Origin of the sequence: Tepidiphilus olei (assembly GCF_006980705.1) — a bacterium.
Lineage (GTDB): Bacteria > Pseudomonadota > Gammaproteobacteria > Burkholderiales > Rhodocyclaceae > Tepidiphilus > Tepidiphilus olei.
Map to the genome: position 1 here is coordinate 533978 of NZ_SBHO01000001.1, position 23305 is coordinate 557282.

Annotated in this window: 19 protein-coding genes; 9 read left to right on the plus strand and 10 right to left on the minus strand. The window is 63.4% G+C overall.

The window, feature by feature from the left end; translation table 11 throughout:
- Window positions 1-5: 5 nt before the first annotated feature.
- Both EPD80_RS02580 and EPD80_RS02585 read right to left on the minus strand, forming a co-directional pair.
- Window positions 6-845 carry a 3',5'-nucleoside bisphosphate phosphatase gene (locus EPD80_RS02580; RefSeq protein WP_142809147.1) on the minus strand — a complete coding sequence of 280 codons (840 nt, stop codon included), beginning with the start codon at window positions 843-845 and terminating at the stop codon, window positions 6-8.
- Between the two features lie 31 nt (window positions 846-876).
- Window positions 877-1308, minus strand: coding sequence for an FKBP-type peptidyl-prolyl cis-trans isomerase (locus EPD80_RS02585; RefSeq protein ID WP_142809149.1), 432 nt, complete (start codon window positions 1306-1308; stop codon window positions 877-879).
- A gap of 165 nt (window positions 1309-1473) precedes the next feature.
- On the opposite strand from EPD80_RS02585, the gene gcvH reads away from it, so the two are divergent.
- Window positions 1474-1863, plus strand: coding sequence for a glycine cleavage system protein GcvH (gcvH, locus tag EPD80_RS02590; RefSeq protein WP_142809151.1), 390 nt, complete (start codon window positions 1474-1476; stop codon window positions 1861-1863).
- A gap of 145 nt (window positions 1864-2008) precedes the next feature.
- Window positions 2009-3556: a glycoside hydrolase family 17 protein gene (locus EPD80_RS02600; RefSeq protein WP_185957672.1), complete on the plus strand. Its 1548-nt coding sequence runs from the start codon at window positions 2009-2011 to the stop codon at window positions 3554-3556.
- Here EPD80_RS02600 and EPD80_RS02605 read toward each other — a convergent pair.
- A complete protein-coding gene (locus tag EPD80_RS02605) occupies window positions 3474-3881 on the minus strand; it encodes a hypothetical protein (protein ID WP_142809153.1) in 408 nt (135 codons plus the stop codon). The genes EPD80_RS02600 and EPD80_RS02605 overlap by 83 nt on opposite strands.
- Window positions 3882-4057: 176 nt before the next feature.
- Here EPD80_RS02605 and EPD80_RS02610 point away from each other — a divergent pair, with 176 nt between their 5' ends.
- Together EPD80_RS02610 and ettA are read left to right on the plus strand one after the other, a co-directional pair.
- On the plus strand, window positions 4058-6724 hold the full coding sequence (locus EPD80_RS02610) for a glycosyltransferase (protein WP_142809361.1): 2667 nt from the start codon (window positions 4058-4060) through the stop codon (window positions 6722-6724).
- A 22-nt stretch (window positions 6725-6746) separates the two neighbouring features.
- Window positions 6747-8414: an energy-dependent translational throttle protein EttA gene (ettA, locus tag EPD80_RS02615; protein ID WP_142804662.1), complete on the plus strand. Its 1668-nt coding sequence runs from the start codon at window positions 6747-6749 to the stop codon at window positions 8412-8414.
- Here the strand turns inward: ettA and EPD80_RS02620 are convergent, their stop codons facing one another.
- Together EPD80_RS02620 and EPD80_RS02625 are read right to left on the minus strand one after the other, a co-directional pair.
- Complete coding sequence (locus EPD80_RS02620; protein WP_185957673.1) at window positions 8415-9668, minus strand: sensor histidine kinase; 1254 nt, start codon at window positions 9666-9668, stop codon at window positions 8415-8417. It lies immediately after the preceding gene.
- Complete coding sequence (locus EPD80_RS02625) at window positions 9649-10338, minus strand: response regulator transcription factor (protein WP_142809157.1); 690 nt, start codon at window positions 10336-10338, stop codon at window positions 9649-9651. The genes EPD80_RS02620 and EPD80_RS02625 overlap by 20 nt, the downstream gene beginning before the upstream one ends.
- An 80-nt stretch (window positions 10339-10418) precedes the next feature.
- Between EPD80_RS02625 and EPD80_RS02630 the strand changes: the two genes are divergently transcribed.
- The 3 genes from EPD80_RS02630 to EPD80_RS02640 are packed head-to-tail and all read left to right on the plus strand — an operon-like array spanning window position 10419 to window position 13104.
- Window positions 10419-12077: an ArnT family glycosyltransferase gene (locus EPD80_RS02630; RefSeq protein ID WP_142809159.1), complete on the plus strand. Its 1659-nt coding sequence runs from the start codon at window positions 10419-10421 to the stop codon at window positions 12075-12077.
- A gap of 5 nt (window positions 12078-12082) precedes the next feature.
- Complete coding sequence (locus tag EPD80_RS02635; RefSeq protein WP_142809363.1) at window positions 12083-12811, plus strand: glycosyltransferase family 2 protein; 729 nt, start codon at window positions 12083-12085, stop codon at window positions 12809-12811.
- The gene (locus EPD80_RS02640; protein WP_142809161.1) at window positions 12808-13104 is read left to right on the plus strand and encodes a lipid-A-disaccharide synthase N-terminal domain-containing protein; all 297 of its coding nucleotides are present in this window, start codon (window positions 12808-12810) and stop codon (window positions 13102-13104) included. The genes EPD80_RS02635 and EPD80_RS02640 overlap by 4 nt, the downstream gene beginning before the upstream one ends.
- A gap of 59 nt (window positions 13105-13163) precedes the next feature.
- On the opposite strand, the gene EPD80_RS02645 is transcribed toward EPD80_RS02640, so the two are convergent.
- Together EPD80_RS02645 and EPD80_RS02650 are read right to left on the minus strand one after the other, a co-directional pair.
- Window positions 13164-15338 (minus strand): putative bifunctional diguanylate cyclase/phosphodiesterase, encoded by a 2175-nt coding sequence (locus EPD80_RS02645; protein WP_185957674.1) that lies wholly within the window; start codon window positions 15336-15338, stop codon window positions 13164-13166.
- Window positions 15335-16099, minus strand: coding sequence for an MBL fold metallo-hydrolase (locus EPD80_RS02650; RefSeq protein WP_142809166.1), 765 nt, complete (start codon window positions 16097-16099; stop codon window positions 15335-15337). The genes EPD80_RS02645 and EPD80_RS02650 overlap by 4 nt, the downstream gene beginning before the upstream one ends.
- 233 nt (window positions 16100-16332) lie before the next feature.
- On the opposite strand from EPD80_RS02650, the gene EPD80_RS02655 reads away from it, so the two are divergent.
- Window positions 16333-17127, plus strand: a complete 795-nt coding sequence (locus EPD80_RS02655) for a thymidylate synthase (protein ID WP_142809167.1) — start codon at window positions 16333-16335, stop codon at window positions 17125-17127.
- Window positions 17124-17618, plus strand: coding sequence for a dihydrofolate reductase (locus tag EPD80_RS02660; RefSeq protein WP_142809170.1), 495 nt, complete (start codon window positions 17124-17126; stop codon window positions 17616-17618). The genes EPD80_RS02655 and EPD80_RS02660 overlap by 4 nt, the downstream gene beginning before the upstream one ends.
- Here the strand turns inward: EPD80_RS02660 and EPD80_RS02665 are convergent.
- From EPD80_RS02665 to EPD80_RS02675, 3 genes are all read right to left on the minus strand, one after another.
- Complete coding sequence (locus EPD80_RS02665) at window positions 17590-19701, minus strand: putative bifunctional diguanylate cyclase/phosphodiesterase (RefSeq protein ID WP_185957675.1); 2112 nt, start codon at window positions 19699-19701, stop codon at window positions 17590-17592. The genes EPD80_RS02660 and EPD80_RS02665 overlap by 29 nt on opposite strands.
- A gap of 10 nt (window positions 19702-19711) precedes the next feature.
- Entirely contained in the window at window positions 19712-20848 is a 1137-nt protein-coding gene (locus EPD80_RS02670; RefSeq protein ID WP_185957676.1) for an ABC transporter substrate-binding protein, read from the minus strand.
- 203 nt (window positions 20849-21051) lie between these two features.
- On the minus strand, window positions 21052-23286 hold the full coding sequence (locus EPD80_RS02675; protein ID WP_142809175.1) for an arginine/lysine/ornithine decarboxylase: 2235 nt from the start codon (window positions 23284-23286) through the stop codon (window positions 21052-21054).
- Window positions 23287-23305: the final 19 nt, after the last annotated feature.

A 23305-nucleotide genomic window follows, 5' to 3' on the forward strand; every position in this document is an offset into this window, starting at 1 on the left:
AAACATTATAGCGCGCATTCGAGCAGCTGCCACACCGGCGTAAGATCCGGCGGCAAGGGGGGCGCCGCGCCCAGATCGACGGCGGATTCTTCCGGTGCATGGAAGTCGGAACCCATCGAAGCGGCAAACCCCCACTGGCGCGCGACGTGCGCCCAGCGGCGCATGTCGTCGGGGCCGTGGGAACCGGAACTCACCTCGATGGCCGTGCCCCCTGCTTCATCGAAGCGCCGTAGCAGCTCTGCGAACTGCGAGGTCGAGAGGCGGTAGCGCGCCGGATGGGCCAGCACCGCCACCCCGCCCGCCCTGTGGATCCAGGCGAGCGCCTCTTCGAGCACGGCCCACTCGTGTTCGACGTAGCCGGGCTTGCCCTTGGCGAGGTAGTATTGGAAGACTTCCGAGACCGAGCGCATCAAACCGAGCGAGACGATATAGCGGGCGAAATGTGCGCGGCTCACCAAGGCCGGATTCTTCGCGAAGCGCAGGGCGCCTTCCCATGCACCGTGGATGCCATGGCGCTCGAGCTCCTCGGCGATGCGCTTCGCCCGCGCGTCGCGCCCCGAACGCACCCGTTGCAAGCCTTCACCGAGGGCAGGATCGCCGGGATCGACGCCCAGGCCGAGCACGTGAATCGTCTCGTCAGCGAACGACACCGAGATCTCCACCCCAGGCACGAAAGAGATGCCCCACACGCGCGCCTCTACCTCAGCCGAGGCGCAGCCGGCGGTCTCGTCGTGGTCGGTGAGTGCGAGCAACGCCACGCCGTTCGCGGCGGCGCGACGAACCACCTCGGCCGGGGTGAGAACCCCGTCCGAGACGAGCGAATGGCAATGGAGATCCACTTTCATCGCATCCACCCTTCGCCCGCCGTAAAGCCGCTTAATGAACGGCGACGAGCTCGATCTCGAACGTGAGGTCGCGCCCGGCGAGCGGGTGGTTCGCGTCGATGGTGATCGAATCTTCGGTCACTTCGACGACGACGATGGGGATCTGCCGACCGTCACGCGATTGCATCACCAGCTGCTGTCCCACTTCCGGGTCGAGATCCGGCGGCAGCTGCTCGCGCGGCACCTGCAACACCGCCTCGGCCACGCGATCCCCGTAGGCCTCGGCCGCCGGGATGGTGACGGTTTTCGTCTGCCCCACGGCCATGCCCTCCACGGCTTGTTCGAAACCGGGAATCACCTGACCGGAGCCGACGGTGAATTCGAGCGGGTCGCGCCCGGCCGAGCTATCGAACACCGAGCCGTCGTCGAACTTGCCGGTGTAATGGACCTGGACGGTATCGCCCGCTTTTGCTGCTTGATTCATGATCTTTCCTTTCCGCTGTCGTGTAGAGCACGCCGGTATCGACCGACGTATCCAAGACCTTACCTGCTTTCTCTTGCTTTGGCTAGACGTTTGCGGAAAAATTCCTTGCCCCTTTGGGCACTTGATGCTAATTTGGCGCCCCTGCAGCTTGCCCCGGAGCCCGTGATGAATCCCTCTCCCGACGACCGTCTGTACCTTCCCAGCCACCAGTGGTTGCGCCGCGAAGACGATGGAATTTACACTCTAGGCATCACCGATCATGCCCAACGTGAGCTCGGCGACATTGTCTATGTGCAATTGCCCGAGCCTGGCCAGCATCTCGAAGCCGGAGACGTGCTCGCCGTCGTCGAATCGGTCAAGGTCGCTTCCGAGATTCTCTGCCCTTTCCCCGCCACCGTCGTCGCGGTAAACGAAGAGCCCCGCGAACGACCCGAGCGACTCAACGAAGCGCCCTACGAGGTCTGGCTCCTGCAATTGATGCCCGACGAAGACGCGCCTCTCCCCGAGCTGCTCACGGCGCGCGCCTATGATGCACTCCTCTCAGGGAGACGCTGAAGAAATGAGCGAGCGGGATGAAGCGCAAGGCGCACGGAGCGCAGCGACCGAGACATATCAAGTAGATAGGCGAGGGAGCGAGCACCGCGCAACGCAGCGATTCGCCCGCGCAGCCAATTATTCAGCGTTTCCCTCAGTCTGAACCATGGTCTCTGCCGCCCAGGCGCCTTTACGGCGGTATTTCGCTCTCACGGCGCTCGTGCTCGCCGCCCTCCTGGGGTGGTACTGGCACGAGAGTCGTCCCATCGATCTGCCCTCCTCGCCGCTCGCCGACCCGCGTCTGCAGTGCGTCTCTTACGCTCCCTACTATCGCGACGGCTACACCCCGTTCAAGAAAGACCTGAAACTCACTCGCGAAGAAATCGCCACCGATCTGCGCTCGCTCGCCGCCGTCACCCGCTGCGTGCGCACCTACTCGGTCGACCAAGGGCTGGATCGGGTCCCCGAAGTGGCACGCGAACTCGGGCTCACCGTGCTCTTGGGGTCATGGATCGGGCGCGACGACGATAAGAACCGCCATGAGCTCGAGCGCGCACTGGAGGTGGCCAATGCCAACGCCGACGTCGTCACGATGCTCATCGTCGGCAATGAGGTGCTGCTGCGCCGCGAGCAAAGCCCGGAGGCGATGGGCCGCTGGTTGGAAGAAGCCCGCGCGCGCAGCCGCGTGCCGGTGACCTACGCCGACGTCTGGGAATTCTGGCTGCGCCATCGCAGCGCGCTCGAGCCGCACGTCGATCGTGCCACCATCCACATCCTGCCCTACTGGGAAGACCGCCCTCAGCCGATCGAGGCGGCGATCGATCATCTCGTGCGCATCAGGACGCTTGCCCGTACCTTGCTGACCAAACCGGTGGTGATCGGTGAGACCGGCTGGCCCAGTGCCGGGCGCCAGCGCGAAGGGGCGATTCCTTCGCGCGTGAACCAGGCGCGCTACGTGCGCGAATTCCTGGCCTTGGCGGAGCGTCACGGCTGGCAGTACAACTTCATCGAAGCGGTGGACCAGCCCTGGAAGCGCTGGCTGGAGGGCACCGTCGGTGGCCACTGGGGGATGCTCGACACTTCGCTCGCGCCCAAATTCCCCCTTACGGGGCCGATCGCCGAACGCGCGTCATTCTGGCCGGTGCTCGCCTGGGCGGGCATGGGCGCGGCGCTGCTGCTCCTCATGGCCGCGCCAAGAGCCGCGAGCGGACGCGACCACGCGTGGCATGCGCTCGCTGGCGCCGTGCTCGGACTCATCGCGATGTGGCAGTGGGAACACGCCCGGCTGGCCTACCGCGACGCCGTGGAATGGAGCGTGTTGGGAGCGATCGGGCTCGCCTCGATTCTCGTCGCCGCGTGGCTTGCCGTGGCGCCGCGCCTGCCGGCCCGCTCCGTCGCGCTCGCGCTGCGGCTCTTGCTCTTTTGCGCCGCCGTGGCCTCCGTCTGGCTCGTGGTCGACGGCCGCTACCGCGACTTTCCCACTGCGCTCTATCTGCCGCTCGCGCTCTTTGCCTGGCGCCGCGCATGGGAGGTGAGCGCCGAAGAGCGGCTCTGGGCCTGGATTCTCTTCGCCTTTGGCCTCTACCGCTGGCTGGAAGAACCGGGTAACGGCCAGGCACTGCTGTGGGGACTCACGGCGATGACGTTCGCGCGCGCCATCCACGCGGCGCATCGCAGAACCACAGCCGCGGCAAAGCCCATAGCACCGCAATGACTCCCGGCGTGGCGGCATAGAACACCGTGGCCGCCACGCCGAGCCACAGTGCCGCCACCGCCCAGCGGCGCGATCCACGAAGCTGGGAGAGGGCCGCGCACAACACGGCCACCCAACCGATGCGTTCCTCGAGAAACGCCTGAACCAACAGGAACTTGGCTGCACAGGCAACGCCTCCTCCGGGCACCCACTTGCCGCCGCAGGCCGCCGGCGCGAGTTGCGCCTCCAGCCATCCGAAGCGCACCCATAGGCAGGCGAGCCCCACCAGGATCGCACCCAAGAACCAGCCGCGCACCAAGGCGCGCCATCCGCTCTTCTTCGTCATCCGGTTCGCCGTCTACATCCACCAGGAAACAAACATTTTCTCATCGCCCCGGCCAATTCCGCACGGGAAGCCGTAAAATCGTCCGTTATCCTCCCGTACCACGGATCGATGCAGTGAGCGTAAAACTCCATCTCTTCTGGCGGGCGCTCGTCGCCCTCGTCCTTACCCTGCTCGTGATGTTCGGAACCTTCAAACTATGGGAATGGCAGGCGCGGGGCGATGCCATGCCCGGCGTCTCGGGCGAGATCGGCGGCTTCGCCTACACCCCTTTCCGTCGTGACCAGTCTCCCTTCGAGAAGAAGTACCCCACGCCCGAACAGGTCGCCGAAGACCTCGACATCCTGAGCAAGTACACTCGCCGCATCCGTACTTACGGCGTCACCGATGTCCCCTCGATCTATCCCTTGGCCGAAGAAAAAGGCTTTACCGTCACCATGGGTTTGTGGGTCTCGGCCGACAAGGAACTCTCCGAGCGGGAGATTACCGAAGGCTTGGCGCTCCTGAAGCGACACAAGAACATCGAACGCATCGTGGTGGGCAATGAAGCGTTGCTGCGCAAGGAGATGACGGTGGCCGAGATGGCGTCCTATCTCGACCGCGTGCGCGCCGACATCCGCCGCCAGTTCCGCAAAGGACAACGTCCTCCGGTCTCCACCGCCGAACCTTGGCACGTCTGGCTCGCCAACCCCGAGCTCGTCGACCACGTCGATTACCTCATGGTGCACCTGTTGCCCTATCACGAGGGCATCTCCTCTGCACGGGCGCTCGAATACGCTTTCAGCCGATACGAAGAGCTGAGGCAGCGATTTCCCAAGAAGCCCATCGTCATTGGCGAGATCGGCTGGCCCACCAAGGGTGAAGTAATGCCCAACCTCATGGGCGGGGACGAATACGCCCGCGCCACCCTCGAAGACGCCGTGCGCTTCGTGCGCGGATTCCTCGCCGATCCACGTTCCGCCTTCCTCGATTACTTCATCATGGAGGCGTTCGATCAGCCCTGGAAAGTCGCCGTGGAGGGCTGGGCGGGTTCCTACTGGGGCATGTTCGACGCCGATCGTCAGCTCAAGTATTCCCTCGACGGTCTCATCGTGAGCGACGTACGCTGGCAAGAAAAAGCGCGACTGGCGGTGACGGTCGCAGCCGTGCCCATGTTCCTCATCGCCTTCGCCCTGGGTAGCTGGAACGTGCTCGGGCGCCTGTGGCTCATGGGCTTGGTGCAGCTCTCCGCGGCCGTACTCGTGGTCGGCGTCTATCTGCCGAAGGATTATTACCTCTCGCGGGGCGATCTCGTCGGTCTCGTCTTTCTCATCTTTGCCACCCTCATGACCATCGCCGTACTGCTGTCGCACGGCTTCGAGTTCGGCGAGGTGCTCTTCAAGCGACAATGGCGCCGGCGATTCACCCCCCGTGAGCCTCTACCGCCGGAGCAGCAGCCCTTCGTCTCCATTCACCTCGCCTGCTACAACGAGCCGCCCGAGATGGTGATCGCCACCATCGACTCGCTCGCCCGGCTCGATTACGCCAACTTCGAGGTAATCGTCGTCGACAACAACACCACCGACGAAGCCCTGTGGAAGCCGGTGGAGGCGCACTGCGCCACGCTCGGGCCGCGTTTCCGCTTCTTCCACCTGCCGAAGTGGCCCGGCTTCAAGGCCGGCGCGCTCAATTTCGCCCTAAAGCAGACGGATCCGCGCGCCGAGATCATCGGTGTAGTCGATGCCGACTACGTCGTCGAACCCGATTGGCTCGCCCGACTCGTGCCGCACTTCCTCGACAGCCCTCAGGTGGCGGTGGTCCAGGCGCCGCAGGCGCACCGCGACTTCGAACACAGTTTCTTCCAGCGCATGTGCAACTGGGAGTTCGAAGGGTTCTTCCGCATCGGCATGCACCACCGCAACGAACGCAACGCCCTGATCCAGCACGGTACGATGACGCTCATCCGCCGCCGGGCCCTGGAGGAAGTCGGCGGCTGGTCGGAATGGTGCATCTGCGAGGATACCGAACTCGGCCTGCGCCTGATCGAGCTCGGCTACGAAACCCGCTACGTGGATCACATCTTCGGCCGTGGCCTCACCCCTTCGGACTTCGCCGCCATCAAGTCGCAGCGCTTCCGCTGGGCGTTCGGTGCGATGCAGATCCTCAAGGCCCACTTGCCCAAGCTCCTGGGGCTGCGACCCTCGAAGCTGAACTTCGCTCAGCGCTACCACTTCCTCACCGGCTGGTTCGCCTGGTTCGGTGATGCCCTGCACCTCGTCTTCGCGCTCGCCTCCATCTACTGGACGCTGGGCATGATCCACTTCCCCAAAACCTTCGCCCTGCCGGTCGCCTCGCTCGCCATGCCCGTGCTCGGTTTCATGGCCTTCAAGACCGCACTCGGGCCCGTCCTCTACCGGCGCACCATGCACACGCGCTGGAGTGACATCCTCGGCGCCTCGATTCTCTCGGTCGGCTTGGCGCACACCATCGCGCGCGGCGTCTTCGCCGGGCTCTTCCAGAAGAAAGGCACCTTCGTGCGCACCCCCAAAGGTTGGCGCGCCAAAGGAACGTTTGCCTTCTTTGGCCCCATCCGCGAGGAACTCGGCCTGCTCGCGACGATCGTATTGGGTGCAGGGGTTCTCGTGGCCGAACGAGGGTTGCTCGACCTGGAAATCAAGCTCTGGGTCTCCATCCTCATGCTGCAGGCGATCCCCTATCTGGCAGCGGTGCTGTGCCAGATCATCGCCTATTTGCCCGACAATGGCCCAGCGCAAGAGAGACTTCCCCAAACGTCCTCGCCGCCTCTGGGGAGCCATGAACCAGTCCCGGGAACTCCGGCCGGCGTTTCGGGTACAATGACCCATTGAACCGTAATTCTTCGGGAGTACCATGGCTCAGTATGTCATGTCCATGCTTCGGGTGAACAAAATCGTTCCCCCCAAGCGTCAGATCATCAAGGACATCTCGCTTTCCTTCTTTCCCGGCGCCAAGATCGGGCTATTGGGCCTGAACGGCGCGGGCAAATCCACCGTGCTGCGCATCATGGCCGGCGTCGACAAGGAGTACGACGGCGAGGTGCAATGGCAGCCCGGTATCCGCATCGGTTACCTGCCGCAAGAACCCCAGCTCGACCCGGAAAAGACCGTGCGCGAAGAAGTCGAAGAGGGGCTGGGCGAACTCGTCGAGGCGCGGCGCAAGCTCGAGGAAATCTACGCCGCCTATGCCGAGCCCGACGCCGACTTCGAGAAACTCGCCGAAGAGCAGGCCAAATACGAGGCCATCCTCGCCAGCGCCGGCACAGACCTCGAAAACCAGATGGAGATCGCTGCCGACGCGCTGCGCCTGCCCCCGTGGGACGCCAAGATCGCGCACCTCTCCGGCGGCGAGAAGCGGCGCGTGGCGCTGTGCAAGCTCCTGCTCTCCAAGCCCGACATGCTGCTGCTCGACGAACCCACCAACCACCTCGACGCCGAATCGGTCGAATGGCTCGAGCAATACCTCGTGCGTTTTCCCGGCACGGTGGTGGCCGTCACGCACGACCGCTACTTCCTCGACAATGCCGCCGAATGGATCCTGGAACTCGACCGTGGCGAGGGTATCCCGTGGAAGGGCAATTACACTTCCTGGCTGGAGCAGAAGGAAAAGCGCCTGGAGCAAGAAGCCAAGGCCGAAGCTGCTCGCCTCAAAGCCATGAAACAAGAGCTCGAATGGGTGCGCCAAAACCCCAAAGGGCGGCAGGCGAAATCCAAGGCGCGTCTGGCGCGCTACGAGGAGCTCGCCTCGATCGAATACCAGCGCCGCAACGAGACCCAAGAGATCTTCATTCCGCCCGGTGAGCGGCTCGGCGACAAGGTGATCGAATTCCACCACGTGAGCAAAGGCTTCGGCGATCGGCTGCTCATCGACGACCTCTCCTTCTCCGTACCCAAGGGGGCGATCGTCGGCATCATCGGCCCCAACGGTGCAGGTAAATCCACCCTTTTCCGCATGATCCTCGGCAAGGAACAGCCCGATTCCGGCACGATCGAGATCGGCCCGACGGTGAAGATCGCCGCCGTGGATCAATCCCGCGAAGGGCTCGATCCCAACAAGACGGTGTGGGAAGAAGTCTCCGGGGGGCTCGACATCCTCAAGGTCGGCGCTTTCGAGATGCCCAGCCGGGCCTACCTCGGCCGCTTCAACTTCAAGGGAGCGGATCAGCAAAAACCCGTGGGCAAACTCTCGGGTGGTGAGCGTGGACGGCTGCACCTCGCCAAGACCCTGATCCAGGGGGGCAACGTGCTGCTACTCGACGAACCCTCCAACGACCTCGACGTGGAAACGTTGCGAGCGCTCGAAGAAGCGCTCCTCGAATTCCCCGGCTGTGCGCTGGTGATCAGCCACGACCGCTGGTTCCTCGACCGCATCTGCACCCACATCCTCGCGGCCGAAGGCGACTCGCAGTGGACCTTCTTCGAGGGCAACTACCGCGAATACGAAGAGGACAAGAAAAAACGCCTCGGCGAAGACGCCGCCCGCCCGCGGCGCGTCCGTTACAAGCCGCTCGCGCGCGCCTGATCATTCCCGGCCGGAATCTTCTTCCTCCGGCCGGGAAAACGCGACCCGGACTCGGGTGCCTCCCGTAGCGGGTCGCTCGAAGTGCAGGACCCACCCCTCCCGTTCGCACAGCCGGCGTACGATCGTTAACCCACGGCCACGAGCCTGGGCTCGAGCCACGTCCTGATCAGGAAGGCCGATCCCGTCGTCTTCGATATTCACCCCCTGCGCATCGATGCTTACCTCGACCCGGTGGCAGCGGGCGTGCTGGAGGGCATTACGCACCAGATTGGTCACGATCACCGCGAGCGTCTGGGGCGATCCATACAGCGTCGGGCTCGCCTCGACGCTGAAATGCAGGACAGGACCTCCGTCTCGTGGAGTGAATTCGACCTGAGCAAGGCAATTGCGAACGATTTCGCTCACGTCGAATTCCTCCCGCGTCGCTTCCGGTTCACGCGCGAGCAGCAGGAGGGTCTCGATGGTCTCGGCCATCCGTACGCTCGCGTGATCGATACGCGCCAGGGCCCTCCGGGAACGCTCCGAGAGAGAGGGATCTGACGCGAGCAGCTCTGCTGCATGGCGGATCACGGTCAGCGGCGTGCGCAATTCGTGGCTCGCGTCGGCCGAAAAATCCCGCTCACGCACGAGCGCCTCGAACATGCGCTGCCGGTAGTCTTCGAGCGCCCGCGCCAGCACCAATACCTCTTCGTCCATGTCCTCGTCGGCCAGTCGCATTTCGGGGGAAAAATCATGTACCACACTCAAACGCTCGGCGAGTCGATTGAGCGGTGCGAGCAAACGGCGGGAGAAGTAGAACCCGAACCACAGCGCTGCATAGCCGGCGAGCACGGTGCCGGCGAGCATGATGAACACGCTCACCCATTCGCGCTGTTCGATGCTGGAGATGTCGTGGAGCACGGCAAAACGCCGGCCATCCGCGAGGGAGGCAAACCCCACGATCCATGCTTTGCGCCCGAGTTCGAATTCATGCACACCATCGGGCAGGAAAAAAATGGCATCTGGCAAAGTTTCGAGCTCGAGAGCGTACGAAACGAGGACCTCGGGATGGCGTGGATGCGGGCGCAAGGCAAAGTTCTCTGGCGCCGCCATGAGGCTAGTCAGGCGATCTTGCACCACCTCCATCACCGCTCGCTCTTCCAGCTGGTAGCTTACCCAGAGCATGATGCCGGAGACGAGTGGCCCCAAAACCACCCCGAGGAAAGCAAAGGCGGCGATGAGCCGAACGCGCAGGCTATGCGGGCGTTTCTTCATCGGGTACGGCCAGACGATAACCCACGTGGGGTACCGTATGCAGCAAAGGAACATCGAACGGTCGATCGATCGCCTGACGCAGACGATGGATGTGGGTTCTCAGTGCGTCGCTGTCGGGCGGATCGTCTCCCCATAGTGCGGCTTCGAGGCGCTCGCGCGTCAGGACGGCGGGCGAAGCGCGCATCAAGAGCCGCAGCAGTTGGTAATCGAACGGGGCCAGGACGATTCTTTTCCCTTGTCGCGATACCTGGTGGGTTCGTTCATCGAGGATCAGGTCACCCACTTGCAGGCGTCGTCGTTCCAAGCCGCCTGCGGCCCGCCGCACGTTTGCCCGCAATCTCGCTTCGAGCTCGCGCAGCGAGAGGGGCTTGACGAGATAGTCGTCGGCACCCACTTCCAGACCGAGCAGCTTGTCGTCCAATTCACCCCTGGCCGTGAGCACGAGGATCGGTGTGGCGATCCCTTCTTCCCGCAGGCGACGGCAGAGCTCGATCCCGTCGAGGCCGGGCAAGCCGAGGTCGAGCACGATGGCGTCGAAGGGCTTGCTCGCGGCCAGATGCAGCCCGCTCAGACCATCGCTCGCCCAATCGACCCGATGACCGCATGCTTCGAGATGGTCGAGGAGGTTGCCCGCGAGATCCCGATTGTCTTCGATGAGCAGAACATCCATGTCGTCATTATAAAGGGGGGTTACCGATTTTCGAGGATTTCACGCGGCGTTGACCTAGGGTTCACTAAAATCTCGCTCCCATGGATGCTTTACTGCGCCGCCCCTTTCCTTTGCAAACGTTGCCGCTCCATCTCGGCTGCTGGCTCGTCGGCATCTCGGCACTCACCCTGGCGTTCCTCGTTTCTCTGCCTTTCCTGCCGATCGACGAGACGCGCTATCTCGGGGTTGCCTGGGAGATGTTCGCACGCGGCGATTTTCTCGTCCCGCATTTGAACGGCGAACCCTATCATCACAAGCCACCGCTGCTTTTCTGGATATTCCACCTGGGCTGGGCCCTGTTCGGGATCAACGATTGGTGGCCGCGCGTGGCCGGGGCCGCAATCTCCTTTGCAGGATTGCTGCTCACGGCACGGCTCGCCCGGCGGCTCTGGCCGGAAGAAGCGATGCTCGCCCCTTTGGCCGGGACGATTCTGCTGGGGGCCGGACTCTGGGCCGCTTACACGCCGGCCGTGATGTTCGACATGCTGCTCGCGGTCTGCGTTCTATTGGCGATGAACGGATTGTGGGACGCAGCACAGGGTCATGGTCGAGCCTGGACGTGGGTGGCTGCGGGCATCGGTTTGGGGGTACTCGCCAAAGGGCCGGTGGTGTTGTTGCACGTGCTGCCCGCGGCGCTGCTGTGGCCGTGGTGGCGGCCTCTGGCACAGCCCTTGGGGCGCTGGTACCGACGCCTGGCGCTCGCCGTCCTGGGGGGCGCGGCGATCGCGCTCGCCTGGGCGGTGCCGGCGGCGATCCGCGGCGGCCCCGAGTACGCGCACATGATCTTCTGGGGGCAGAGCGCCGGGCGCATCGTCAAATCCTTTGCCCACCGGCGCCCCTGGTGGTGGTATTTCCCCCTCTTGCCGCTGCTCCTCTACCCCTGGTTGCTCTGGCCGAGCGCTTGGCGGGCGCTCTCGCGGCTCGAATGGCGAACCGATTCGGCGCAGCGCTTCCTCCTGGCTTGGGCAGTGATCCCTTTCGTCGCGTTCTGTGCCATCAGCGGCAAACAAGCCCATTACCTCCTGCCGCTCTTCCCGGCCGTATCGCTCCTGCTCGCGCGCACCCTCGCGACGCGGGGGATACTTGCTACCCGTTTCGACCATTTCCCCTTGCTTCTGCCGCTCCTCGCGGCAACGGCGCTCCTCTTCCTTCGTCTGCGGCCCCCGGCTCATCTTCCCCCTTTCATTGCCGAAAGCGCTTGGTGGCCGATCCCTGCGCTTGCCGCCGTAGCCATTTTCGGCTGGCTGGCTCCCGGGCGCATACTGTCTGCGAGGGTATCGTCGCTCGCGGGCACCACCGTCCTGTCGCTCGTGATCCTCGCTCTGGGGCTGGGTCGTGCTGCAGCCCCTTATTACGACGTACGTCCTACGAGCCGCTTCATCGCCCAAGCTCAGGCCGAGGGGCGCCCGGTGGGTTTCGTCGGTAAATACTACGACCAATTTCATTTCTACGGTCGTCTGACGCAACCGATCGAAGAGATTTCCTGGTCGAGTCTGCACGCATGGGCCAAAGACCATCCTCATGGGGTGATCATCGAGACTTTCGCCAACACCCCGCCCTCTGAATTCGCTGCGCCGGCTTTTCAGCAACCCTACCGCGGCCGGATTCTACTCGTGGTCGCCGCCTCCGACGTCATGTCGGTTTCCGGCGACGAATCCACCCACCCTTCCAACGACGAGGCCGACGACGCGTCGGAATGAACTTCATGGACCTCTCCATCGTCATCCCTGTACACAACGAACGCGACAACGTCGCCACCCTCGCCGAGGAGATCGCCACGGCACTCGGCGACAAGCTCGATTTCGAGGTGATCTTCGTCGACGACGCGAGCACCGACGACACCTTGGCCGTGTTGCAAGATCTCTGCGCCAAGAAGGGGCCGAACTGGCGCGTCTTGCATCATGCACGCAACGCCGGTCAGAGCGCGGCGCTGCTCACGGGAGCGCTCGCCGCACGGGGAGAATGGCTCGGGACGCTCGATGGCGACGGCCAGAACGACCCGGCCGATCTGTGGCGTTTCTGGACCCTGGTGCAGCAGGAGCCAAACCCGCCGGACATGGTCATCGGCCATCGCGTCGATCGCCACGACACGTGGATTCGGCGGCTGTCCTCGCGCATCGCCAATGCGGTCCGCTCGGCGCTGCTGCACGATGGCGTGCCCGACAGCGGCTGTGGCGTGAAACTCATCCGGCGCGAGCTCTTTCTGCGCCTGCCCTACTTCGATCACCTACATCGTTTCCTTCCCGCTCTGGTGCGACGCGAGGGCGGACGCGTGGTCTCGGTGCCGGTGCATCACCGCCCCCGACGGCACGGCACCTCGAAATACGGCATCGGTAATCGCCTATGGGTCGGACTGGTCGACCTCCTCGGCGTATGGTGGCTCCTGCACCGCCGCCGCTTACCTTTTTCCTCGCAGAATGGAGGGCAAAAATGAATCCCGACTTCATTTGGCTAGGCATCGGCCTGCTCGGTCAGGCGCTTTTCTCGATGCGCTTTCTCGTCCAATGGCTCGCCAGCGAACGGCAACGGCGCAGCGTGATGCCGCTCGCGTTTTGGTACTTCAGCCTCGCCGGCGGGGCGACGCTGCTTGCCTATGCCATCTACCGCGCCGATCCCGTCTTCATCATCGGCCAGCTCACGGGCCTTTTCATCTACGCCCGAAATCTGCATCTCATCTGGCGGGAGCGCAAGGTCCATGCGAAAGAGACGATGCACGCCTCGACCTGAGCGCCGGTGAAGCAACCGTCGCGCAGCAGATTCACCATAGGCCCCGAGCCGGGGCGCATTCATTCTGCCGAAGCATCCACCCCTGCGGGCGGTAGGATATCCGGCCGAGGAAGGCCGATGTAATACCCCTGCGCATGGGTCACGCCAAGCTCCTTGATCTTCTCGAGCAGTTTCTGGCTCTCGACGAACTCGGCCACCGTCTGGATGCCGAGATCGTGGCATAGGCGGGCGAGGTTGCGCACCAGCGCTTCGTCGGTCTTCGAGTGCTCGATGCCGCGGATGAAGGCGCCATCGATCTTGACGAAGTCGAATTCCAGCTCGCGCAGGTAGTGGAAGGAGTTGTAGCCGCTGCCGAAATCGTCGAGGGCGAAACGAAACCCTTTCTTGCGCAAGGTGGAGAGGAAAAGGCGGATCTTCTCCATGTCGGAGATGGCATCGCGCTCCAGCAGTTCGAAGACGATGCGATGAGGGTCGATCTCCCACTGATAACAAAGGCGGGAGGCAAAGGTCAGTACGTTGCGGTTCTGGATCTCCTGCACCGAGAGATTGAGGAAAAGCATCGGCGCAGTTTCCTTCGACTCGGCGGGAAGACGGCGCAAAGTATCGAGGGAAGCGGCAATCATGCGACGATCGAGTTCTCGCCCCATGCCATACTTCTCGATTGCATCGATGAAGCGGGCGGCGGAGACGATCTCCCCATCGTCGGCAATGAGGCGGGCGAGCACCTCATAGGCGACGACCCTGCCGCTCGCCGTTTCGATGATGGGCTGGAAATAAGGGACGATGCGCCCTTTGCGCAAAGCGGCCCGCACGATCTCCGCTTCTTGGCGGCGGTGCTGGGCGATGCGCTGCGCCTCCTCTCCACGATCGATGTCGCTGTAGAGGAAGATGCCATTCTTGCCCCGTTTCTTCGCTTCATAGGCGGCGAAGTCGAGCCGGGTCATCAGATCGTTTTGATTGGCTCCGTCGGCGGGATAGGTGACGATGCCGATCGAGGCGGTGAGATGGAATTCGAGCTGGGAAGCGTGGACGGGATGCTCGCGCAGACGGTCACGGATGGTACGGGCAAGGCGTTTGGCTTCCTCTTTGCCCGTCTCCGGCAAGAGGATGACGAATTCGTCGCCTCCGATGCGGCAGACGAGATCGCCCGGGCGCACGCTGCCCTTGAGGTGATTGGCTACCTGACACAAGGCTTCGTCGCCCACGGGATGGCCGAAGGTGTCGTTGACGTCCTTGAAATCGTCGAGATCGACCATCAGCAGAGAGAATTCGTGCTGGTGGCGCTCGCTGCGCGTGATCTCGTACTGCAGCATGGAGAGAAAATGCCGCCGGTTGTAGAGGTTGGTGAGGGGGTCGTGCAGCGAATAGTATTCGAGCTCGGCGAGCGACTGCCCCAACGCGCGGCTGGAGCCGACCACGATGACGACGATCGCCAGAAGCGAGCGGATCACCGCCTCTTCCTGCGGCGAGAGCTTCTCATGCACGCCGAAGGCCGCCCCGAGGATGCCGGCGAGCTTGGTGTGCCGCTCCGGCACCCGCTCGGTGATCAACATCATCGATTCGACCGGCTTCGCCTCGGCGGGTTGGGTCGTGAGGAAATGCTCTTCGATGTCAAACGCCGCATCGGGAGGCTGACCCAGGGAAGCGAGGACGTGCTGCGAGACGCGATGCAAGAGCTGCTCTCGCATGGCCGATTCCAGCGCCGCAGGGTGGAAGACCTTGAGCGTCAGCCCGTGCTTCTCGGCAAAAGCGACGAAGAACGCATCGAACGGAAAGATCTGGTAAAAATCGGTGAGGATCTTCTTGAGGAACTCCATCCATTGGGAGATGCGCTCATAGGAAAAGATGATGCGTTCGAGCACGGCGCGCTGCCGGTCGATGAGCTCCTTCTCCACCAGGGTCTGGGTGAGTTCGGCGCTGGCTGCTTCAAAGTGGTGCAGCAAGGAGACGATGGCCTCGGTCTGGGCCCGCCCATCCTGGTCGAGGAGCTCGTGGAGCAGACCGACCATACGGTCGAGGCGGGCAAGCTGGGAGCGGGGAGATTCCGCCTCGGCCGTTCCTTCGGCCGGCGGATGCTCGAGCGTCGCCGCCAGACGGCGATGGGCGCGCTCGAGTGCAGCCGCCATGGCCGAAAACCCGAGACGGAAACGGGTCTCATGCTCGAGGATACCGGTGATCGCTCGCAGGCTATCGCGCCGCAGACGCAAGAGATCGGGGGGAATGAAACGGTTCATCGCCGAAACACTCCCCCGGGCTGCAGGAGATCGACGCCGCATTCGAGCCCCTCGAGCCAGCCGAGGAACTGGCCAACGGCAGCGCCGCGATAGACCGGCCCGTGCTGTGGCGCCAGCAGCTCGACCGGCCGCTCGCCCAAGGTTTCCCTCCACGCTTTGATGGCGCGGTTGCTCGCCATGTAGCGGCGATGGAACCCCTCGATGCGGGGCAGATGCGGCGCCAGATCCTCGATGAAAGTCTGCGTCTCGGCGCCGCTCAGTTCGGAAGCCCCCACGTCGCCGGAGAAGAGGATCTTCGCCCGCGGGTCGTAGACCTGGAAGTTGCCTTCCGAATGGAGGAAATGCGCCGGGATCAGCTCGAGGACGGCGGAGGTTCCGAGGTCGATCTGGGCGCCGGTGTCGGGAATGGCGACGATGCGATCGGTACTCGGAAGACCATAATGGGGGATGAAGCGCGTCCACAGGCGCGAGATGAGGACGGTGGCGCGGGTGAGCTCGAGCCAGGAAGCCAGGCCGCCGACGATGTCCGGATCCTGGTGCGACAGAATGATGTAGCGGATCTGCTCCGGTTCGCAGTAAGCGAGCATCGCCTCGAGCACGTCGGCCATCACGCCGAAACCGCCGGGATCGAGCAGGACGCCGAACTCCTGATGCAGGATGAGGTACTGGTTGGAGTGAATGCCGCCTTCGTCGAGCTCTTCGCTTTCGTTGAGGAGCACGCACAGGTGAGCATCGTCCCGATAGAGCTCTATGTTGTGCATCGATTTCGTCTCACCTCGTGAGAAAAAGGGGCTCTGCTTCGAGTTCGATAAGAATAACACCGACTAGCTCAGGGATAAAACCCCATCAGAGGGTGTGGAGACATGGAACGAGTGCCTGTCCAGTCACGGGGAATATGCTCTGCTGGGCGGGAAGGCCGCACGACGCTACCGGGTGCCGTTTCCGCGTCCTTGCTGCGTTAAAATGGGCGGTCAAAATTCGTTGCGGCACGGCGATGCGCCCCTATCTCGACCTTCTGCGCCACATCCTCGAACACGGCACCCGCAAGGCAGACCGCACCGGCACGGGGACCTTGTCGGTCTTCGGCTGGCAGATGCGCTTCGACCTGCGTGAAGGCTTTCCGCTGCTCACCACCAAGAAACTGCACGTCAAATCGATCATCTACGAATTGCTGTGGTTCTTGCGTGGCGACACCAACGTCGCTTACCTGCGCGAACACGGCGTGACGATCTGGGACGAGTGGGCTGACGAGCACGGCGAGCTCGGCCCCGTCTACGGCAAACAGTGGCGACGATGGGAGGCCCCGGACGGGCGCACCATCGACCAGATCGCTCGCCTCGTCGAAGGGTTGAAGACCAATCCGGATTCGCGCCGGCATCTGGTCGTGGCCTGGAACCCCGCCGAGGTGGACCAGATGGCGCTGCCGCCGTGCCATGCGCTCTTTCAATTCTACGTTGCCGAGGGCAGGCTCTCCTGCCAACTCTATCAGCGCAGCGCCGACGTCTTTCTCGGCGTGCCGTTCAACATCGCCTCCTATGCGCTGCTCACCCTGATGGTGGCCCAGGTCTGCGGCTATGAGGCGCACGAGTTCATCTGGACGGGCGGCGATTGCCACCTCTATCTCAACCACCTGGAACAAGCTCGGCTGCAGCTCGGTCGCGAACCAAGGCCATTGCCCAAGATGAAGCTCAACCCGGCGGTGACCGATCTCTTTGCCTTCCGCTACGAGGATTTCACGCTGGAAGGCTACGATCCGCACCCCCACATCCCCGCTCCGGTGGCCGTATGAGCGAGTGGGTGATCGTCGCCGCCGTGGCGCGAAACGGGGTGATCGGCCGTGGCGGGGCACTGCCGTGGCGGCTGAGATCCGACTTGCGGCACTTCCGCCGGCTCACCACCGGGCACGCGGTACTCATGGGGCGAAAGACATGGGAATCGCTCGGCCGCCCCCTGCCCGATCGGCGCAATGTGGTGGTGAGCCGCGATCCCTCTTTCACGGCCCCGGGCGCCGAGGTCTATCCGTCGCTGGATGCCGCGCGGGCGGCGCTCGCCGATGAGCCGGTCGTCTTCGTGATCGGCGGCGCGCAGCTCTATCGCCAGACCCTGCCGTTTGCCGATCGCCTGGTACTCACGGAAGTGGACGCCGAGCCACCGGGAGATGCCTTCTTCCCGGAGTGGGATCGGACGCGCTTCGTCGAAGTCGGCCGTCAGGCGTTACCTGAAGAAAGCGACGAGTATCCGGCCGTGGTGGTCACGTACCACCGCCGGCCTCGAATTTGACCGTTCCCTGCCCGTCGCTGGAGGCAGGAGCCAGCATTTGCCGCAAGGTTTCTTCGAACTGCTCGATCGGCAACGGTCGAGCAAAATAGTAGCCTTGATAGGCGGGGCACCCGAGTTCGGCGAGGAATTTCCACTGCTCGGGCGTTTCCACCCCTTCGGCGATCACTTGCAATCCGAGGCTTTCGGCCAAGGCGACGATGGTACGGGCGATGGCGGCATCATTGGGATCGGTGAGCACGTCGCGCACGAAGGACTGGTCGATCTTGAGCTCATCGAGCGGTAGGCGTTTGAGGTATCCCAACGAGGAATATCCCGTACCGAAATCATCCAAGGCAAAACCGATGCCCCGTTGTTTCAGGACGCGCATTTTGTCGATGATGCCGCCGAGATCGGAGGCGAGCGTGCTCTCGGTGAGTTCGAGTTTGAGGCGGCGAGGATCGGCCTCCGTCTTCTCGAGGATTTCGAGCACCCGCTCGACGAAATCGGGCTGATAGAACTGACGCGCGCTCACATTGACCGAGAGCGTAAGCCCTGCCGTCTCCGCCTTGCGTTCCCATGCCACCAATTGCCGACAGGCGTTTTCGAGAATCCACCAACCAAGCGGTACGATAAGTCCCGTCTCCTCGGCCAAGGGGATGAATTCGGCCGGAGAGATCAAACCACGTTCGGGATGCGGCCATCGGATCAGCGCCTCGGCGCCGACCGGCCAACTGGGACCACGCACCTGAAGCTGATAGTAAAGGACGAATTGCCCCGTCTCCACCGCCTTGACGAGATCCCGCTCGAGTTCCGCTCTCCGGCGGACGGCGCGCGCCATCTCTTCGTCGAAGAAACAGAGACGGTCACGGCCGCTCGCCTTGGCGTGATACATCGCCACGTCGGCGCGTTTGAGCAGTTCTTCCAGCCCAGGATCACCATCGTGGAACAGCGCGCCCCCCGCGCTGGCGGTGGTGCGTACCGAGGCATGGTCGATCCGACAAGGAAGGGCAAGGGACTCGCGCAGGCGGGAAAAAACGGCCTCGACGCGCTGCTTGGCCTGCTCTTCGGTCGCTCCGAGCCGCGACAGGATCACCAAGAATTCGTCGCCCCCGGCCCGGGCGATCAACCCTTGGCTTTCGAATTCGACACGCAAGCGCTCGGCGATCTGGCGCAGCAACTCGTCCCCTGCTTCGTGCCCCAAGGTGTCGTTGAGCGTTTTGAAGTCGTCCAGATCGACGAGCAGCAATGCGCCGTACTCTTGCGGGCATGACAGTAAAATCTCCCGTAGGTGCTCGAGCGCGGCGATACGATTGGGCAGGCCGGTGAGCTGATCATAGAAAGCGAGCTGGCGGATGCGCGCCTGCGCCCGCTTCTGTTCGGCGATGTAGGCGGCGAGTTTTTCCGTCATCGAATTGATGCCCTGCTGCAAGTCGCCCAATTCGTCGGCGTAGGTGATCGGGATGCGCGTCTCCAGCGCCCCTTCCTCGATCCGCGCGAGCGCCCTGAGGGTGCGCTGTACCCGGCGCGTGATGAGACGGTGCGCGACGAAGACGATGGCAAGCGACGTGAAGAGGAGGAAGGCCAGAGACAAGGCCGTCCCCCAGGCGATCACCTCGCGTTTGGCGGCACGCAACTCGGCGGTGTCGAAATCGAGCACCACCGTATAGAGGGGAATGGGGGTTTGCGGCCCTCGCAGACGTAGGACGGCAGTGAGCCGCTCGGACGTGAAGGACGCTTCGATCGGAGGGCGAGCGGCATCGTTCAACCAGGAAGGATCGAATCCCGGCACTTCTTCGGCTTTCTTCCCCAGGAGAAACGGGTCGCTCGCGACGATCACCCGGCCGTTGCCGCCCAAGACGAATCCGCCCTGGTATTCGAGGCCGATCAGGTCGGACATGAGGCAAGGGGTGGCCACCGCGTTGAGCGGCAGGTTTTCTTCCTGCAGCATGCGGCCGACGCGCTGCAGTTGAGCTTCGATGCGCCGCTCCATGATGGTGCGCGAGCGATCGAGATACACCGCCGTGAGCGCGCCGAAGGCGAGCGCCTCGATCGCGAGGACCAGCCAGGCGATGCGAGCGATCAGGCCGAAGCGCGGGCGGGTCATGGGCTTCCTCTCAGGGGGTATAGAGCGGGGTCTCATCGAAAGATTCGAGACGAGTATGATCTTCCCTCTCGTAGCGCACTTCTTCGGGGCTCAGGTGCCCAAGGATTTCGATGCCGGCGGCGGGGTTGACGGGATCATGGCGCCAGGTAGCGGTATAGACGGACTGCTGCAGGTGATGGCTCACCGGATCCATCCAGGCGTCGTCGTGCTGCATGCGCTCATGCCCGCTCCAACGCATCGTCTCGAGCGTACGGATCACGGCGTGGTTCTGCGTGGTGCCCGCGGCCTCGATCGCTTGCAACAGGGCGCGCATGGCCAGATAGGCGGCGTGCGTCACGTCACCGGGATAATCGAGCACCGTGTTGCCGTAGCGCTGGCGGTAGCGCGCCACGAACTCGGCCGTGCCGGGCGTGTCGAGATTCCACGCCCAGGTGGTGCCGAAGAGCGGCCGCGGCGTGCCAGGCGCCGGATAGAGTTCCTCCCAATCGACCTCCCCCACCACCCACGACTGCCGTTCGAAGAGCGCGGGGTCGATCTGGGAGAAGAGGCGGATCTGGTTGTTGCCGCTCAGATTGACGGCGACGACGTCGATGTCCATCGACGCGATGCGCGCGGCAAGCCCGGCTGGATCGGGCAGTGAGACGGGGACGACGATCTCCTCGACCACGCTGCCGCCGTAGCGCTCGATGTAACCGCGCGAGGCCGCGGCGTTGCTGTGCCCCCAGACGTTGTCCTCGGTGAGCAGGATGGCCCGTTTACGCGGATGTCGATCGAGGGCGTATTTCAGGAGCGCCTTGTTGAAGTTGGCGCCGTTGGCATCGAAAACGAATTTCGTGCGATGGGCGTTCTCCACCGCTTCCGAGGGAGCCGAGGAGTTGGTGTTGATGAAGATCACGCCGTAGCGTTGGCACACTGCCGACATGGCGGCGGCCACGCCCGAGTCGATCGCCCCGACCATGAAGGCGATACGGTTCTGCGTGATGAGCGACTCGGCGATCTCGGCCGCTTTCGCCGGATCGGTGGTAGCGTTACGTGTGAGCAAAACCAGGTCGCGCCCCAGGATTTTACCGCCGAAATCCTCGATCGCCATTTCCACGCCGCGCCGGTCGGCCTCGGCATGCAAAGCGAAACGCCCCGTGGTGGGCATCACGTGCGCGATGAGGAGCGGTGGCTGCTGTGCTCGAGCAAGAGGGCTTCCGCTCCAGACCATCAAGGCAGGAAGAAGACACTGAGCGAAGAAGATCACACATCGGGAAAAAAATGCCCTGACCGATGCTGACGGTTTGCCGGATCGCTGCATGCCCTCTCCTTTTTCGGATTTCTTGTATGGGTAGCAGCGCTACTTAGCCGCTACGAACGCACGCAGTCGACATGATAGTCCCCTTCAGAGTCCTTGACCAGACCATGGATATCGGTTTCGAATCCGGGAAACTGCCGATTGAAGTCGCGGGCGAAACGCAGATAGCGCACGATGGTGGCGTTGAAACGCTCGCCGGGGATCAGCAGAGGAATGCCAGGCGGATAAGGGGTGACGAGCATGGCGGTGATCCGGCCTTCGAGCTCGTCGATCGGGACGCGGTCGATCTTGCGGTGCGCCATCATGGCGAAGGCGTCGGACGGACGCATCGCCGGCACCATTTCGGAGGTGTACATCTCGGTGGTGAGCCGCGCGACGTCGTGCACCTTGTAGAAAGCGTGGATGCGCTGGCACAGGTCGCGCAGCCCCCAGTCCTCGTACTGCGGGTGCTTGGCGACGAATTCGGGCATCACGCGCCACAGCTTGCGGTTCTCGTCGTAGTCGTCCTTGAACTGCTGCAGTTCGGTGACCATGGTATTCCACCGGCCCTTGGTGATGCCGATGGTGAACATAATGAAAAATGAATAAAGACCCGTTTTCTCGACCACGATGCCGTGCTCGGCGAGGTAGCGCGTGACGACTCCGGCCGGGATACCCCATTCGTCGAATTCGCCCTCCACGTCCAACCCCGGCGTGATGATGGTCGCCTTGATCGGATCGAGGATGTTGAATCCTTCGGCCACGGCGCCGAAGCCGTGCCAGCGCTCGTTGGGGCGCAGCAACCAGTCTTCGCGCTGGCCGATTCCTTCCGCAGCGAGATACTCGGGCCCCCATACTTTGAACCACCAGCCGCCGATCTCGGCTTCCACATCGCGCATGGCACGGCGGAATTCCGCCGCCTCCATGAGGGATTCCTCGACGAGCGCCGTGCCGCCGGGCGGTTCCATCATGGCCGCGGCGATGTCGCACGAGGCGATGATGGCGTACTGGGGCGAGGTGGATGTGTGCATGAGATAGGATTCGTTGAACACGTCGCGGTCGAGCGTGCGCGTGCGCGACTCCTGTACCAGGATCTGCGAGGCTTGCGACAGGCCCGCGAGCAGCTTGTGCGTCGATTGCGTCGAGAAGATGAGCGAGTGCTCGCAGCGGGGCCGATCTTCGCCGATGGCATGGTAGTCGCCGTAGAAATCGTGGAAAGCGGCGTGCGGCAGCCAGGCTTCGTCGAAGTGCAGCGTGTCGATGACGCCGTCGAGTTTTTGCTTGATGGTCTCGACGTTGTAGGCGATGCCGTCGTAAGTCGATTGCGTGATCGTCAGGATGCGCGGCGTGCGATCATTGGCCTGGTCGATGAGGGGGTGCGCGTCGATCTTGGCTTGGATCGAAGCCGGTTCGAACTCCTCGAGCGGAATCGGGCCGATGATGCCGTAGTGGTTGCGCGTGGGCGTCAGGAAGACGGGAATGGCCCCCGTCATGATGATGGCGTGGAGGATCGATTTGTGGCAGTTACGATCCACCACCACGATGTCGTTGGGTGCCACCGTGGAATGCCACACCATCTTGTTGGAGGTGGAAGTGCCGTTGGTGACGAAATAGAGGTGGTCGCAGTGGAAGATACGCGCGGCATTGCGCTCGGAAGCAGCCACCGGCCCGGTGTGGTCGAGCAACTGCCCCAGTTCCTCGACGGCGTTGCACACGTCGGCGCGCAGGAGATTCTCGCCGAAGAACTGGTGGAACATCTGCCCGACGGGGCTCTTCAAGAAGGCCACACCCCCCGAATGCCCCGGACAGTGCCAGGAGTAGGAGCCGTCGGCGGCATAATGCGTGAGCGCACGAAAGAACGGCGGCGGCAGGCTGTCGAGGTAGTTGCGCGCCTCGCGCACCACGTAGCGCGCGATGAATTCAGGCGTGTCCTCGAACATGTGGATGAAACCGTGCATCTCGCGCAGCACGTCGTTCGGGATGTGGCGGCTGGTCCTGGTCTCGCCGTAGAGAAAGAGGGGGATGTCACGGTTGCGGAAGCGGATGGCGCGCACGAAGCCGCGCAACCGAGCGATGGCACGCGCGGCATCTTCCGGCGCCTGGAATTCCTCGTCGTCGATCGAGAGGAGGAAAGCCGAGGCACGGCTCTGCTGCTGGGCGAATGAGGAGAAATCGGTGATACTGGTCACGCCCAGCACTTCCATGCCTTCGGCCTCGATCGCCTTGGCGAGCACCCGGATGCCCAGGCCGCTCGCATTCTCGGAACGGAAATCTTCGTCGATGATGACGATGGGGAAATGGAAGCGCATGGAACTCGCCCTCGCAGCA

Excerpts from the sequence above, each read along its gene's own strand:
- EPD80_RS02580 (WP_142809147.1), bottom strand. The coding sequence starts at position 845 with ATGAAAGTGGATCTCCATTGCCATTCGCTCGTCTCGGACGGGGTTCTC.
- EPD80_RS02585 (WP_142809149.1), bottom strand. The coding sequence starts at position 1,308 with ATGAATCAAGCAGCAAAAGCGGGCGATACCGTCCAGGTCCATTACACC.
- gcvH (WP_142809151.1), top strand. The coding sequence starts at position 1,474 with ATGAATCCCTCTCCCGACGACCGTCTGTACCTTCCCAGCCACCAGTGG.
- EPD80_RS02600 (WP_185957672.1), top strand. The coding sequence starts at position 2,009 with ATGGTCTCTGCCGCCCAGGCGCCTTTACGGCGGTATTTCGCTCTCACG.
- EPD80_RS02605 (WP_142809153.1), bottom strand. The coding sequence starts at position 3,881 with ATGACGAAGAAGAGCGGATGGCGCGCCTTGGTGCGCGGCTGGTTCTTG.
- EPD80_RS02610 (WP_142809361.1), top strand. The coding sequence starts at position 4,058 with ATGTTCGGAACCTTCAAACTATGGGAATGGCAGGCGCGGGGCGATGCC.
- ettA (WP_142804662.1), top strand. The coding sequence starts at position 6,747 with ATGGCTCAGTATGTCATGTCCATGCTTCGGGTGAACAAAATCGTTCCC.
- EPD80_RS02620 (WP_185957673.1), bottom strand. The coding sequence starts at position 9,668 with ATGAAGAAACGCCCGCATAGCCTGCGCGTTCGGCTCATCGCCGCCTTT.
- EPD80_RS02625 (WP_142809157.1), bottom strand. The coding sequence starts at position 10,338 with ATGGATGTTCTGCTCATCGAAGACAATCGGGATCTCGCGGGCAACCTC.
- EPD80_RS02630 (WP_142809159.1), top strand. The coding sequence starts at position 10,419 with ATGGATGCTTTACTGCGCCGCCCCTTTCCTTTGCAAACGTTGCCGCTC.
- EPD80_RS02635 (WP_142809363.1), top strand. The coding sequence starts at position 12,083 with ATGGACCTCTCCATCGTCATCCCTGTACACAACGAACGCGACAACGTC.
- EPD80_RS02640 (WP_142809161.1), top strand. The coding sequence starts at position 12,808 with ATGAATCCCGACTTCATTTGGCTAGGCATCGGCCTGCTCGGTCAGGCG.
- EPD80_RS02645 (WP_185957674.1), bottom strand. The coding sequence starts at position 15,338 with ATGAACCGTTTCATTCCCCCCGATCTCTTGCGTCTGCGGCGCGATAGC.
- EPD80_RS02650 (WP_142809166.1), bottom strand. The coding sequence starts at position 16,099 with ATGCACAACATAGAGCTCTATCGGGACGATGCTCACCTGTGCGTGCTC.
- EPD80_RS02655 (WP_142809167.1), top strand. The coding sequence starts at position 16,333 with ATGCGCCCCTATCTCGACCTTCTGCGCCACATCCTCGAACACGGCACC.
- EPD80_RS02660 (WP_142809170.1), top strand. The coding sequence starts at position 17,124 with ATGAGCGAGTGGGTGATCGTCGCCGCCGTGGCGCGAAACGGGGTGATC.
- EPD80_RS02665 (WP_185957675.1), bottom strand. The coding sequence starts at position 19,701 with ATGACCCGCCCGCGCTTCGGCCTGATCGCTCGCATCGCCTGGCTGGTC.
- EPD80_RS02670 (WP_185957676.1), bottom strand. The coding sequence starts at position 20,848 with ATGCCCACCACGGGGCGTTTCGCTTTGCATGCCGAGGCCGACCGGCGC.
- EPD80_RS02675 (WP_142809175.1), bottom strand. The coding sequence starts at position 23,286 with ATGCGCTTCCATTTCCCCATCGTCATCATCGACGAAGATTTCCGTTCC.